The organism is Candidatus Palauibacter sp. (assembly GCF_965237495.1).
Lineage (GTDB): Bacteria > Gemmatimonadota > Gemmatimonadetes > Palauibacterales > Palauibacteraceae > Palauibacter.
In genome coordinates, this window is the sequence record NZ_OZ250143.1 from 3,389,837 (window position 1) to 3,403,666 (window position 13,830).

At 64.8% G+C, this 13,830-nt stretch carries 14 protein-coding genes and 1 pseudogene; 1 reads left to right on the forward strand and 14 read right to left on the reverse strand.

Annotated elements, in window-relative coordinates:
- The first annotated feature begins 102 nt into the window (after positions 1-102).
- Positions 103-462, forward strand: a complete 360-nt coding sequence (locus ACPXY0_RS14915) for a hypothetical protein (RefSeq protein ID WP_423925875.1) — start codon at positions 103-105, stop codon at positions 460-462.
- Between the two features lie 212 nt (positions 463-674).
- Here the strand turns inward: ACPXY0_RS14915 and ACPXY0_RS14920 are convergent, their stop codons facing one another.
- The 14 genes and pseudogenes from ACPXY0_RS14920 to ACPXY0_RS14985 all read right to left on the reverse strand — a co-directional run bounded on the left by ACPXY0_RS14920 (position 675) and on the right by ACPXY0_RS14985 (position 13,810).
- Positions 675-1,223 carry a hypothetical protein gene (locus ACPXY0_RS14920; protein WP_423925877.1) on the reverse strand — a complete coding sequence of 183 codons (549 nt, stop codon included), beginning with the start codon at positions 1,221-1,223 and terminating at the stop codon, positions 675-677.
- A 462-nt stretch (positions 1,224-1,685) separates the two neighbouring features.
- Positions 1,686-2,477 (reverse strand): hypothetical protein, encoded by a 792-nt coding sequence (locus tag ACPXY0_RS14925; protein WP_423925879.1) that lies wholly within the window; start codon positions 2,475-2,477, stop codon positions 1,686-1,688.
- The gene (locus ACPXY0_RS14930; protein WP_423925881.1) at positions 2,447-3,451 is read right to left on the reverse strand and encodes a hypothetical protein; all 1,005 of its coding nucleotides are present in this window, start codon (positions 3,449-3,451) and stop codon (positions 2,447-2,449) included. The genes ACPXY0_RS14925 and ACPXY0_RS14930 overlap by 31 nt, the downstream gene beginning before the upstream one ends.
- Before the next feature lie 345 nt (positions 3,452-3,796).
- A pseudogene (locus tag ACPXY0_RS14935) lies at positions 3,797-4,081 on the reverse strand (transposase); the annotation flags it as partial.
- A 16-nt stretch (positions 4,082-4,097) separates the two neighbouring features.
- On the reverse strand, positions 4,098-5,153 hold the full coding sequence (locus ACPXY0_RS14940; protein WP_423925883.1) for an IS110 family transposase: 1,056 nt from the start codon (positions 5,151-5,153) through the stop codon (positions 4,098-4,100).
- A gap of 240 nt (positions 5,154-5,393) precedes the next feature.
- Positions 5,394-6,629 carry an IS256 family transposase gene (locus ACPXY0_RS14945; RefSeq protein WP_423925885.1) on the reverse strand — a complete coding sequence of 412 codons (1,236 nt, stop codon included), beginning with the start codon at positions 6,627-6,629 and terminating at the stop codon, positions 5,394-5,396.
- A 184-nt stretch (positions 6,630-6,813) separates the two neighbouring features.
- Complete coding sequence (locus tag ACPXY0_RS14950) at positions 6,814-7,293, reverse strand: DDE-type integrase/transposase/recombinase (protein WP_423925887.1); 480 nt, start codon at positions 7,291-7,293, stop codon at positions 6,814-6,816.
- Positions 7,290-7,610, reverse strand: coding sequence for a transposase (locus ACPXY0_RS14955; protein WP_423925889.1), 321 nt, complete (start codon positions 7,608-7,610; stop codon positions 7,290-7,292). The genes ACPXY0_RS14950 and ACPXY0_RS14955 overlap by 4 nt, the downstream gene beginning before the upstream one ends.
- Positions 7,532-8,359: an ATP-binding protein gene (locus ACPXY0_RS14960; RefSeq protein ID WP_423925891.1), complete on the reverse strand. Its 828-nt coding sequence runs from the start codon at positions 8,357-8,359 to the stop codon at positions 7,532-7,534. The genes ACPXY0_RS14955 and ACPXY0_RS14960 overlap by 79 nt, the downstream gene beginning before the upstream one ends.
- The gene (locus ACPXY0_RS14965; protein ID WP_423925893.1) at positions 8,346-8,531 is read right to left on the reverse strand and encodes a hypothetical protein; all 186 of its coding nucleotides are present in this window, start codon (positions 8,529-8,531) and stop codon (positions 8,346-8,348) included. Before ACPXY0_RS14965 ends, ACPXY0_RS14960 begins: the two co-directional genes overlap by 14 nt.
- 59 nt (positions 8,532-8,590) lie before the next feature.
- Positions 8,591-9,844 carry a BF3164 family lipoprotein gene (locus ACPXY0_RS14970; protein WP_423925895.1) on the reverse strand — a complete coding sequence of 418 codons (1,254 nt, stop codon included), beginning with the start codon at positions 9,842-9,844 and terminating at the stop codon, positions 8,591-8,593.
- A gap of 408 nt (positions 9,845-10,252) precedes the next feature.
- Complete coding sequence (locus ACPXY0_RS14975; RefSeq protein ID WP_423925897.1) at positions 10,253-11,845, reverse strand: hypothetical protein; 1,593 nt, start codon at positions 11,843-11,845, stop codon at positions 10,253-10,255.
- A gap of 448 nt (positions 11,846-12,293) precedes the next feature.
- Positions 12,294-12,713, reverse strand: coding sequence for an RNA polymerase sigma factor (locus tag ACPXY0_RS14980; protein ID WP_423925899.1), 420 nt, complete (start codon positions 12,711-12,713; stop codon positions 12,294-12,296).
- 830 nt (positions 12,714-13,543) lie between these two features.
- On the reverse strand, positions 13,544-13,810 hold the full coding sequence (locus ACPXY0_RS14985; RefSeq protein WP_423925901.1) for a hypothetical protein: 267 nt from the start codon (positions 13,808-13,810) through the stop codon (positions 13,544-13,546).
- Positions 13,811-13,830 lie beyond the last annotated feature (20 nt).

The following is a 13,830-nucleotide window of genomic DNA, read 5'->3' on the forward strand; positions in this document are numbered from 1 at the left end:
CCGGCGACAGGCGTCGGAAGATCCTTCCGCAGGCTCCGGAAATTGCAAGAGCACGACCGCGAGCATTGCCAAACCACGGTTGAACGAGAAAGGAGTCGGATCATGAACCCACGCATCAAGGCGCAAGCCGGCGCGCTCGTCTCCATGATCGTCCTCTTCTACGTCCTGTACCGGTTCGTGTACGTACCCGTGGCGGGCGCTACGATGCCCGGCTGGTTCGCGCTCGTTGTGACCTGCCTCGTGGCGACGTGCTTCCTGGACTGGGTCAACCGGTCGGTGGGCGACCCCGTCAGAGCGGCCGTGATCATCGCGATCTCGCAGGCGATCATCACCAACGTCTACGGTTGGCTGAGGGGGGATGTGGAGCTGGTGGCGGGGGTCGTCGGGTCGATCCTGCTCATCGCCGGCTGGGGCCTCGTCGGCTTCGTCTACGGCAAGCTCGCGGGAGACGCCGGCGCCTGACTTGAAGCGCGACGCCCCATCCGAACCGGTGTCGAACGGGGCGTCCGGGGTGCCGCGCTGGAAGCCCGGCGCGGGTGCCGGGGCGTTGCGAGCTGAGCTAGCGATGATCCCATCCCACAACGGTAGGACACGGGTGTCGACGCTCAGGGATGGCGATTCTCGGTCCGAGGGCTGCCGCACGGCGCCAAGCCGCCCGGGCCGCAAGACCCGTTTCACCTCACGCGACGAATCGTATGATGACAATTGGGGCCAAACGGAATCGATATCGCTTGAAGATTCGCCGTCGGCCAATACCGTGCGCGGTGTCCCTCATAGATTACGCTGACTGGGAAGATCGCCCCTTCGTGCTCGCGACAAGCAGCGGGCGCTCGCCATTTGGGCACCGCAGCTCGATAAACCTGACATTGCGTCACGCCTTCGTCAAGAAGACGTCTCGCCAGCCCGCGTACATACCACGTGTTGAACTCTGTGAGCGCGAGACGCTCTGACTGTTGCTGAACATTGATCCTCCGTTGGTGAACCACTCCCTTCCTCGTATGGGGCTCCGCCGGGTTCCAGAAAGACGCGCGATTCAAGGCAGCCGTGAGGGTCTCTTCGTTGCCGTCGCGGATGGCTTGCCTCATGAGTTCCGGGAACATCTCACGACCCATTGGGGACAGGTTCTGCCCGTAGTAGGGGTTCTCGCTGGCGATCTCCAGTTCGAATTCCTCCAGCATGCATTGGCGTGTGGCCTCGTCCAACTCCTCAAAACTCATTGCCATGGGAGCTCACTCCTCTTGAGGTTTGCATTTCTGCTCCGGATTCGCTTGTGAGGGACCGGTTCCCTCTCATGTTTTTCTACACCTGTGCATATTGCCGGCAACCATCTGCCCGCTTATCTGTGGCCGACTGGAAACGCGTCGATTCGGTCCGAAGTGCGCGATCCACATTGGCCGGAATGTGGCACTGTCTTGTTACGGCTCGTGGCTAAACACATGCCCCACGCACCGGCAGCGAGTGGCGCCCGTACTCCGCCTGTCCAGTTCTCCGCCAACTGAGAGGCCCTTCGTCTCGATCCAGCCCTACGCCTTGCCGAAGTGCGCAACCTGCTTCACGAGGGCCGCTCGGAGGCGCGAAGCCCTTGTGCGCTCCTCTGCCTCTGCAAACCGGACAAGGCCTCTGAATTGTTGTGACTCCGCAACACCGGGCCAAGAGGCCGTCGAGCCCTTTGCCTCGGCTCCTCCCTATCCCAGATTCAGCATCATGGACGCGCACCGACACCGTACGCTCTCCGGGTGGCCCTTCCTGGGCGTGACGCGAAGCCACGACTCGCATGACGAACACCGCAGCACCGCAAGCAAGCTCTTGAACGCGCCGACCACCTCACGAAACTCCGCCGCCGTGAAGTCTGCCCACTCGTTGTAATGGACGGCTCTGTTGACTACGCATTCTTCGCTGCCGCGGGCGGCCAACGCCTCGGTCCATGCGGTCTTCAAGGCTTCGACCCTCGCCTTGGCGTCCTCATTCCTCCACCTATTCGCTGCGTTCGCGGCAAGTTTCAGTAGCTTCCCGTAGCGGCCGATGACCGCCGGGAGCAGGTCGCCCAGATCGTACGAGAAGTCGCCTCGGAAGCGCGGCTTTGCTCCTAGCCTGTCCGCCAGCTCGCCAGCGACGTACTCCATGTGCCGGCGCAACCGGGCCGCAGCAACATCCGTGTCGCCCTTGGCAACAGCTGATTCGATGTCATCCCAAATCCCGACCGCCTGTTCGACGATCGGGCCAGTTTGCACACTCCAACTGTGGAAGGCTACGCATCCCGTCGACTCGACAAGCCCCTCCGTCTGCATCTGCTTCGCCCAGACCTTATCGTGTGTCGTGATGATGAATTGCGTTTCTGGGAAACGCGTCTTCAGTAGTCGGCAGAATTCCTTTCGGTGCGCCCGATCAACCGACATCACTACGTCGTCGAGCACGGCAAGTCGGAACCGATTACCGAGCTGCTGCTTCATGAGCGCGAGGTAGAGGCAGACCCCCATCCCATCCTGGTGTCCCTCACTGTGGTACGCGCCCGGCGGGTACATGCCTTGTCGTAAAAAGCCACCTCCAGATCGAGCCCCCCCTCCGCAGGCGCCAGCGTCGCCCTGAATCCGCCTTCGTCCTCCGCGTTGATCTGCCGGTAGTAGGTGCCGAAATCATCCTCCACCGCTTCATAAAGCGCACGCAGGTATCCATCCGCCACTTCGCAGTATGTGTTGTATGTAGCCCTTCCGGCCTCGACCGCGGCCTCGGCACGCCTCGTTTCACGCCGCGCATTCTGCCAAGCCAAGAAACGATCCTGGGCGCGCGTCAAGAAGGTCTGTGCGGCGACCGACACACTCTGATCCGGCTTAGCTTGGATCGTTTGTCTGAAAGCTTCGAGCTGATCCTGCAATGACCCTGGAGGCATGCTCCACCCTTCTTCCAGCCGATCGCGTTGCTCCGCGATCGACTCGACCGTATTCAGTCGCCCAGCAACGGCCTTCAGGTCCGACGACCAACTCTCAAGTTCCTCGTCACACCCGTCAGGACCGTAGAGCCTTCCTAGAGGTTGCACCGCACCTGCGAGGCCCGAGATACGCTCCGCTTGGTTGGCGATCTCGGCTGCGCTGCCCAAGAGTTGTCTCTCGAGTGCTTCGGCTTCCGCCGCCTTGGTGAGCTTTCCCCTCAAGTGCGTTCTCAAGGCCTCCGCATCTTCCCAGTCCGTGTCGCAAAGCGGGCAGACGGTTCCGTCGATCAATCCCAGACCGCGCTCGACAAAGGAGCGGCGGGCGATCGCTTCGAGCAGCGCCGGGTCACCGTCCAACGTGGTGAGGTCGCGTAAGACACTCTCCAGTTGCTCCCGGCCGATGGCGGAAAAGCCAGCCTTCGCTTTTTCCAGCGCTTCCACATCCCGAAGCGCGGCCCCCTTGTTGAAGCCTGCTTCGCCAGCCCCTTCCAAGATCCCGGCGCCGAGATCGGTATCCGCTGCCAAGTCCCGAATTTCAACCAGACCCAGTGTCCGCCGGTGCGGATTGAGGTGGTCTTACTTCGTTGGACAGTCCGAGGGCAAAGTTAAGGTGGATTCCGAGTGGTTGTGAGAGCCCTCGGGAGCCTTCTCCGTGAGTTGTCCCGGGGTGGGTGCTCCACCCGTGGGTCCTCCACCGGCAGGGGAAGGACAGCTTCCAACATGGGCCCCGGTGGCCGGGAGGGGAACCCGGCCGGCGAGCGGGGCTTGGCCGCCGTCGGCGCGAGGCGCCCGGGATGGGCGGATCCCGCGTTGCGCCCCGGCCCCGCGGGCTCACCAGGGCGCGCCCCGGCAGGCGCAAGGATCCGCCGTTCACGCCGTCCCCTTGCCGTTGCGGTAGGCCTCGCCCGGCGTCCGCCCGCCGAGGGACGAATGGGGTCGCACCTCGTTGTAGAAGTCGAACCACGAGCCGATGATCCGTGCGGCGTCCAGCCCGTCCCTGAGCTCGTGGAGGTACACCGCCTCGTACTTCAGCGACCGCCACAACCGCTCGATGAAGATGTTGTCGAGGAAGCGGCCCCGGCCGTCCATCGAGAACGCCACGCCCGCGTCCAGCACCCGGTCGGCGAACGCCTCGCTGGTGAACTGGGAGCCCTGGACGCTCTCATGTTTGTCAAGCAGGTGATGGGGCGGTGAGGACGCGGTGGATCTCGCGGGCCACGTAGCGCTTCAGGCAGCGCATCACCTCGGGCTTGGACAGCCCCTCCCGGGTACGCCGCTGGACATAGGCTTGGGTTCGCGGGTCGGTGCGCATCCGGCACACGACGATCATGTGCAGGGCGGAGTTGGCTTGGCGGTTTCCGCCGCGATTGAGGCGGTGGCGTTGCGTCTTCCCGCTCGAGGCGGGCAGCGGGCTGGCGCCGCACAGCATGGCGAAGCTCGCTTCGGAGCGCAGCCGACCGAGATTCTCGCCCGCGGCGACCAGCAGCTCGCCCGCATTGGCGATTCCCACGCCTTCGAGCTTGAGCGGATCGGGCGCGAGTTCCTCGACGAGCGGAGCGATGAAGCGGTCGAGTTCGGCGATTTCGTCGTCGAGGTCCAGGACTCCGCGAGCGAGGGACTTCAGCGAGAGCCTGGTCGCGACCGCCGGGTCCCGGTATCCCGCGGCATCCGGCCTCCAGGCCGCACAGGTACGCAAGCGCCGCATACGGGTGAGGTCGCGGACCCGGTCGCGCACCTCGTCCGGCGCGGCGACGATCGTGTTGTGGAGTTGCTGAAGCGCCGCACGGCGGCACTTGACCGCGGTCTTTCGGGTCGTGCGCGGCACACGCGGGGATTCCACGGCGCCGCCGCGGTCCTTGGCCACCTGTACCCGATGTCCCGTGCGAGCGGCCTCGGCCGCGGCGACCGCATCGAGCGCGTCGTCCTTCCCCCGGGCTCTCCGCGCGGCCGGGTCGGGACCGGTCACCTCGAGCACGGGCACGCCGAACAGCTCCAGGTGCCGGGCAATGCCGGCGCCGTAGCTGCCGGTGGACTCGACTCCCACGCGCGGCAGCTCGCCGTGAGACCGGAACCAGACGAGCATCGCCCGGTATCCGGCCCGTGTCGTGGAGAACGATTCGGTGCCGAGCACCGTGCCTTCGAGTGTCACGATGGCGGCGGTGTGCGGGTCCTGGTGGGTATCGACGCCCCCGATGACCCCGGCCCTTTCATCTCGCATACTTGCCATGCCGGCCCCCTGTTCCATGATGGGTGAACGGGTTGGAACCGAACTCGGCCGGTGTCGGACATGACAGTGAAGGGACGCCTTGGGCCAGGCTCTCATCAGGTCACGATGCCGGTCGAGGCCGGAGCCTCAACCGGTTGCCCTCGGATGGCCGACGAGTCCAGGGAATGACAGCTTGGTCGGTCCGAGTGCGGGTCAAGCCACCCAGGGGCGGAGGTCGGGACAATAGGTGTGTAAACGTCATTAGGCGGCGATCCTCTTCTGACCTTCGGGGACGGGCTTTCCGTCCTCGAACCTCCTCCCTTCGTACACGTCCCGCAGCAAGTGGGGAGCGTTGAGCTTTCTGAACCTCTTCTCGGCCACGATCAGCAGCCGCCAGATGAGCGCCGTGGCGTTGTCGACCCGCTTGAAGCGTTTCGCGGCCGTCGTACGCAGCCGGACCGAGGCGAACGGGCTCTCCACCACGTTGGTCGTCCGCAGGTGCCGCCAGTGCTTCTCGGGGAAGTCGTAGAAGGCGGTCATGCGCTCCCAATCGTCCTCGAGCACGGACACGGCGTCGGGCTGCGTATCCGCATAGCGGGCCCTGAACGCCTTGCGCGCCTCCTTCGCCGCCGCCCGCGAGGGCGCGTACGCCGCCGCGCGCAGCATCTCCCTGGCCACCGCCTGCTCCCTTTTCGGCAGCCGGTCCAGCACGTTGGCCGTCTTGTGGTTCCAGCACCGCTGCTCGGCGGTCTCCGGCCACACCTCCCGCGCCGCGCCCCAGATCCCCAGGTTCCCGTCGGCCACCAGAAGCTTCGGCGTCCCGAGCCCCCGAGCCTTCAGATCCCTCAGCACCGCCGCCCACGACGCCGTCGACTCGCGGTAGCCCGGCGTGACCGCCAGCACCTCCTTCGTCCCGTCGCTCATCGCGCCGATGACGACCAGCAGAGCCGCCTTGTCCCGCTCCAGCCCCGCCTTCACGTAGATCCCGTCCGCCCACGCGTACACCAGCTCCCGGTCCCCCAGCGGCCGCCGGCTCCACGCCTCGTGCTCCGCCGTCCACTTCGCCCTGAGCCGCCTCACCGAGGACTTCGACAGCGGCGCCCCCTCGCCCAACAGCCCCCTGAGCGCCAGCTCGAAGTCGCCCTCGGCCAGCCCGTGCAGGTACAGCTCCGGGATCAAGTCCCCCACCTCCCGCGTCCGGCGCGCGAACAGAGGCAGCACCCGGCTCTCGAACCGCTCCTCCAAGCCCCTGACCCGAGGCCGCCGCACCTCGATCGTCCCCGAACTCATGGCCAGACGCCTCGGCTTCCCGTACCCGTTCCGGTAGCCCGGCGGCGCGTCCACCGCCGCACGCCGCTCAGACTTCACCCGGCCCAAGAGCTCCGTCACCTCCTCCTCCAGCGCCGCCTGGATCATGTCCCGCGCCTGCTCCCGCACCCACACCTCCAGCGTCTCCCACGCTGGCCCGTCGAATCTCTCCCGCGTATCGTTGCCCATGAGGCGACGTCCTTTCTCCGGGTTTGCCCCCGGATCCGCTGTGATTGGTCAGCTGAAAGGTACGTCGCCTCCCTTTTTACACACCTTTTGTTCCTACCTCCAGGGGCGACCGGAGTCTGTAAGCCTACAGCGTCAATCAGTGTTTGAGTCAAACCACCGAGGGGAACCGGCCCTTACATACTCACTATCGGTGTTCAGGATCTCCGGGGCCCGCCAGCCCAAGCGCGTCGTCCAGCGCCTGGACGCGGAACGACGCGTCCATCGTGTTCGACAGCCGCCACGCGAGCACGTGCCGGGTCGCCCAGTCCATCACCGCCACAAGGTAGAAAAACCCTTGCGTCACGGGGACATGGGTGATGTCCGCGCACCACACGTGGTCCGCCCGCGAGATCTCCAGGCCGCGCAGCAGGTAGGGGAAGACCCGGTGCTCCGGACCCGCCACGCTCGTGCGCGGCCGCCGGTAGGTTGCCTCCACCCCCATCAGGCGCATGAGCCGCCGGATCCGGTGCCGGCCCGCGGTCGCCCCCTCGCGGCGCGGATGCCGCATCATCCGCCTGCTCCCGTGGAACGGGTACGCCATGTGCAGCTCGTCCATGCGCCGCATGAGCGCCAGGTTCTCCGCGCTCTCCCCCTTCGGCCGGTAGTACCGCGAGGACCGGCTCACCCCCCACCAGCGCACACCGCCTTGAAAGACTCAGCGGTCCGCCCCGCTCGATCATCCGCACCCGCTCCGCCCGGCTCAGCGCTTGAGCCCGCGCCGAAAAAATCCCGCTCGACCGTGAGCTCCCCGATCTTCGCGTGCAGGTCCCGGACCTTCGCCTCGTGCTCCTTCGCGAGCTTCCGGCCCGCGCCCCCGGCGAACACCTCCGGCAGCCCCTCGAACAACTGCCGCTTCCATGTGCTCACCTGGTTCGGATGAAGCTCGTGCCGCCTGGCGATCGCCTGCACGCTGTCGTGCTCGCGCAGCGCCTCCAGCGCCACCCGCGCCTTGAACTCCGGCGTGAACCGTCGTCTCTTCCCGGCCATCTCGGTGCCTCCTGTTCCGTCCTGGAATCCACCTTAACGACCTGTCCAAAAAACTGGGACCACCTCAGATTGATCGCTGCAAGGACACTCTCTTGTGTCAACGCCGTCGCGTCGAGATGGCGGCAGAGCGCTTCGTCTGCATTCGTGACGGCATTCTGCGCCTGCCGCACAACGATGGCGAGCTTGTTTGACGTGGTCTTCAACACACCACGGGTCTGCCCAATTGCTTCCAGCTTCAGAAGGGCCTGAATCTCCTTCGACCGCTGCCCTGCCTCAACAATGATGTACTTGATGATCTCCCGGCGTGACAGCGACAGCTCGGGATGACCCGCCACCTTTTCGATGATGGCCCTGATCTCCGGTTCGTCGGGTTCGAGTTTGAATTTCTTTGCGTTCTTTACGTTCCTCGTTAGGATAGCTGACTTTTCGAGGTCCGGGACGTAGAACCGAATGGATACTTCAGCCGAGGCAGGATCATCCCGATGATCCACATGGGGACCGTGGCGATTGACGGTCAGTCCACCAGTGCCCTTCCCGGCAAGCCGCGACATCTCGCCTGTTAGGGCGAACTGAACGGCGTCCACCACACCACTCTTCCCTGAGCCGTTCGGCCCGGATACGACGAAGTTGTTCCGGCGGGGCTGAACCGCAAGCTCACGGATGCCCCTGAGTTCCCTTATCGTCACCGACTCAATCTGAATCAAGGCTCCCGTCCTTTGCTGCGTTCTCGAAGATCGCCGCGAAATCGTCGGCCTTCAGCCGCTTCTCCGAGGCGAAGAGTGTGCGTAACTCTTTGATCATTGCCTCACTGACGGCGCCCGACTCCGAGAGCGTGGCGTAGAACGACTCAAGAATCCCCTCCAACACTTTCGCCATTCGCTTTCCCTCCGATTGACCTCGTCCGTATAACCTTTATCCCGTCCTTCAACGCCCCGTCAGCTCCCACCTTCGACCCAGGAGTCCGTTCGGGGGGCTCGTTCGACGTTGGGTACATGCGACACAAACGCATCGAGTTCCGCTTCGCCGATGCCTTCGGCGAGTCTGCGGACCGTTTCCGCCATTTCATGTTTCAGAGGCGGAGTCGCCAACGTGTAGAGTTCGAGGAAGGTCAGTTCGATCGCGAGCCAGTCCACCCAGTCCGCGAAGGAAATCGTCGTCGTCATCCTAGAGGCTCCGGGAGGCGGAAACGGCCGATCCATGGGGTGGACTCCGGTCCGCTCGCGTAGAGCCACGTGTCGGAGGCATCGATCGCAATGGCCTCCGCGGCCCGGTCGAGGCGCAGCGTCTTCACGTAGGCGCCGTCCCACGTGTAGACCTGTTACCTCTGGGGACGCCCAGACGGGTCCGTCCTCATCGACTCGTCGGCCCGAGAAGACGCCGTAGAGGTAGCGCTGCGTGGCGGCCAGATCCGTGAAGCCGTAGCGGGTCTCGGGACCCACGGCCATCACCGCCCGGCCGCTGCGTGACCGCCCCTGGGCCCACACGGGCTGGAACGGATCTGGCACCGCCGCCTGGGCGATCAGACCGCCATCATGGTCGAAGATCTCGAGCAGCCCGCCGAGGAGTGTCGCGGTCGCTAGACGCCCCCCCGCCGGATCGGCCACGACCCAACTCTCGTACGCCTGCAGGAGCGTCATTCCCGGCGCCTCCACGAGGCCAGCCGGGAAGCCCACGATGGTGCGGTCGTACCTCCGGTCGGCATGGTAGCGAGCGACACGACCTCCCGTGATCCAACCTCCGGCGAACCACGTTCCATCGGAGGCTCGGACGAGCGCTCCCGCGTTTGGGCCGTCCATGCGGACTGTTTCCGGGGTGACCCCGCTTCCGGCTTCGATCTCCTGGAGGGACAACCGCGTCAAGCGCTGATGGATGCCGTCGAGGATCCAGACCTCATCGGGCGAGTTCGAGGCCCCGGCCACCACCTGCTCGGGATCCTTGAACTCGCCGGGCCCATCGCCCCTGTGTCCGTAGGAGCCGAGGCGTCGCGACATCTCGAGATCGACGACGTGAACCGCCGGCTGCAGCATCGCGTCGAGCGCCACCACGCGGTCCCCGGTCAGCCCGATCTCGACGATCCAGCCGAGCGAGTCGTCTACGAAGACCGCATCCGGCGTCAGTTGGGAAGGGCTATTGGCGTCGATCACGGCCGGTTCCGCCTGACGGCAGGCACCGATCGTGAGGACCGCCAAGATACCGATCGCTGACGGCCTTGCCATGGCCCTTACGGACCAGGCGCAATACACCTTGGCCTCCGGTTTTCCATCTGCATGTCAGGGCAGATGCAGTCGATCTTGGACAGCCCCCCGCAACCCTCTTCCGCGCACGATGCCGTGGACAACTGAAGTCCGACGGGGCTGTCCGACGTACCGGCGACTGGAACCGCAGCCGCGATTAGCGCCAGGGCAATGATAGTAACGAAACGCTTCATGCTCATGTCTCCGTTCCCTCTGGGTGGAGTGTTCTCGACTATTTCAACGGCACCAACGGATCACGTCGCAAGACGAGTGCGATGCGAAGAGCGGACAGGAGATCCTCTCCGCGATAGCGCAGAATGTCAGCTGGCCCCACGACGAAGTATTGCACCTCCCGCCAAGCACCTAGGGCTTCCCAGACTTCGAATCGTCGGTCGTAGTGAACGGGTGGGATCTCATGAGCCCGGCCATGGGAAGCGGGCTGAATCCCGCCCGGGGATCGGGTTCGACCACGAGAAGAAGCGTCCGCACGCCGGCCGCCTCAAGGTTCGCGGCATTTGCCGTGAGTAGATCCAAGCTCTCTGGAGGGACAAGCTTCGGTTGAAGACTCTGGATAACGAGCGTCACTCCGCGATCGGTCACCTCCCGCAACGTCTTCTCTTCTCCCGGCGCGATCTCCAGCCTCGCGGCCCCGTTCACCGGCTCATTGAGCAGCGACGAGGAGACTCGCTCTCTCCATGCGGAGTGGGCTGCGGTCAAGTGCGTTTGAGTCGGAGCGGTGACCCAGTCTTCTTCCGCGGGCAGATAGGGTTCGGGCGGAATGACCGGGTCCGCCTGCGCAAGCGCCAGCAACTGGGACGCACGTGTCGAGGAGCCGGCCTCCGCGTGCAACCTGGCCAGTTCCACGAACACGCGAGGGTTCCAGCTCAGTTCGGTGGCGCGCTCGACCGCCTCGAACGCCGCCGCCCGGTCTCCCCGGACCAGCCGCAGTCGGCCAAGGAGCAGATGCAAGCGGGCCAGACTCTCCGCAGCCTCCGCTTCGAAACTGGATCTCGTGCGATCGAGTGGGCGGTCGATCTCGAGCTGGGCCGGGCGCTCCTTCAGCTGTTGCAGGACCCACTCCTCGGCGATCATCCGAAGAGTCGGTGTCGCGATCATGCTTTCCGTGACTTCGATGTCGAGGCGGGAGTCTCGAAGCACGCGATCAGCAGCGTATCTGTCAAGCCAAACCGTAAGGGCCGGATCGGCGGACTCGTGGGCGAGCTGGAGGCCGACCTGGGCCACCGAGGGCATGGGCGCGAGTCTCCAACTCCGCTCCAGCGCGTCCAGCTTGTCTGAAACCGACATTGGCGAGGGCACGATTGCCTGCAAGCGGACCTGCGAGGCGTACTCGTGTCGCGGATGCTCGGAAGTCAATTCACTCTGCCAATACGCCTCGATATCTTCTCTGCCCAGGAGCCGGGCGTAGAGACTCAGCGCATGCATTGCGGACGGTCCTGGCTCTCCCTCTCGTGCAGCGCTGTCGAGTCGCTCAAGGCGAGCGCGGTGTGCGCGCAGCGGGATCTCGCTCGAACCGTCAGGCAGAGCGCCCCGCCGAAACAGAAGGAAGGCTGCCCAAAACTCGGGCCGCTCAGGGAACTCCGACAGCGCTCGCTCCGTTACCTCGGTAACCCTGGAGGGGTTGAGGGTCTCGGTAGCAAGCATCTGGTAGAGGCGAGCACTGAGCGTCGGGCGACCCTGCGGATCCTTCTCCAAGTACTCCCAGAACGCGCCGCGATTGGAATCGATACGGTCTCCGGTCCGGTCCTCGACCGCGGCTACGGCATAGACCGTACCCGGGGGAAGATGGGCCACGCCCTCGAATCTCCCAACGTCGGTCCGAGGGAGATCTATAGCGCTGGCGCCCGGAGCGGTCTGGGTGAACCGGAGCGGATCCGGAATCCAGTAACGGATCCGCACCCGGAGGCTCGGTTCCGCCGCCAACTCCGACACCGTCACGTAGCTGAGGGTCAGCGCCCCTGTTGTCGGTTCGATCGAGGATCAATGTACTCGAGCCCGCCATTGCCCGGTCCGAACTCAGGGCGATGGCAACGACAGCGGCGCCGGCCGCGAGGGCGAACGCGAAGAGAGATCGGAGCCGCGCGAGGCGGGGCGCCCTTGCCCGACGCCGGGGGCGGGCGGGGAGGGGAAGGACCTTTACGACATTCGGCCTTTCAGGGAAGAGATGGTCGATGAGTCCGGCGGGCGGCTTCGGCGTCGGGAGATCGCAGATCGCCGCGCTCAACGCGCGTACGAACAGGATTTCCCTGCTACAGATCGCACAGGAACGAAGATGTGATCGCACGGGCTCGAAGGAACCTTCGGGCACTTCGCCGTCCGCAAGGCGGTTCAGGGTCCGATCATCAATGTGCACTTCGGGGCTGTCCGTTTCCATATTTTCAGCTCCTTACCGCTCCAACAGCTTGGCGCGGAGCAGCTTCCGCGCCCTGTACAACCGCCCCTCCGAGGTTACCCGGGAGAGGTGGAGAAGCTCGCCGATCTCCTTGTGTGAGTAGCCCTCCATGTCCTTCAGGACGACCACGGTCCGCAGCTCCTCCGGAAGGGACAACACCGCTCGCTCCAGCCTGATGGCATCCAGGACCGTAATCTCCGGTGATTCGCCGTTCACAAGTTCTTCAGATATCGAGTCGATCGAGATCTCACGTCGTCGGCGCTGCGACCGGAGCCTCTTCAGAGCAGCGCGAGCCGTCACGGCGCGAAGCCAGGTCCCGAGCGGTCTCCTTTGATCGAAGCTCCGAATAGCTTCGGGGAGCCCACAAAACACATCTTGCAACACATCTCCAGCATCGGCGGATGAATCCGTCAACTGCTCCGAGTACTCGTCATGAAGGGACCGTAGTGCCTGGCGATCGCCGCGCGCCGTCCTGCGCGCCAATCGCCGCTCTCGAGCGGAAGCGATCACGCGATCCCAACCAGGACCGGGAGCGCGTCCTCAAGCAGCCGGTGCGCTACCAAGTGTTCTCCCTCAATCCGGCAAGAACAGCGAGTCGCATTCTTGTGACCTCTGCATGGAAGAATCGCCTTCCTCCTGTCGGCCTCCCGTTTTGGGTCCGGAGCCAACGCCTGACGGGCCCGGTCGCGCCCCAGAAGCCCCTGTTTGCGAATGGGCTCTGGACTCTCGCTCCTACTTTATATATCCCGCCCGCGGGCGAAACTTCGTTCGAGCTCCTCGGGGCTTGTGCGCGGCACCCGCCGATTCCGGGGGTTGGTATTGTCCCTAAGTGTCAGGGCGGCAAATCAATGGGAGCACGGCTGACCCGGAGGAGTTCATTCGTAAGACGCGGGGACCCTCTGCCGATGGCTGGTGTCGCGACCCGGTTCGCCGCCGACCCAGGGGTTCACGACGACTGACTGCTACCGGGCCGCAGACCCGGGCTACGGTGCAGATGAAGGAACGCTATCCGGCCGGTTGCGGGGGTGAGGCGTCGGGGAGAAAACCGGGCGCTTTAGGGAGGAGACCCAACCGGGAACGGGGACGCCGGTCCTGCTCCGTCCCCTACTCCCGGGCTCAAGCTCGGTCAGCTTGTACATGACCCCTCCTTCGGTGGGCTGGAGTGAATTCTCGTTCTGGGTACGAGGCAGATAAGATGCCGCCGTCAGCACCCGTCACACCCTCCCATTCCCGGACGACTGCCGTCATTGCGCCTCGACGAAGAGCCCCTGGTAGCCGCGGGCCTTGTCGTCCTGGAGCGTGACACGCCACACCGGGTCTTCGTCGGATCCGCGCACGATCACTGAGTGACCGCCCGCGGCGTTGGTCTTCCTGAAGTGTTCCCACACGACTGCGAGAGATCGGTGCCACTCATGGACCGTGATCTCGGGCGTGTCGGGATCATCGGCTTCCTTTCTTACGTAGGCGCCCTGTCCGGGATTGGCCTTCCATGCGCCGCGCTGTTCGGTCATGGTTTCCTGCCTTTCTGATG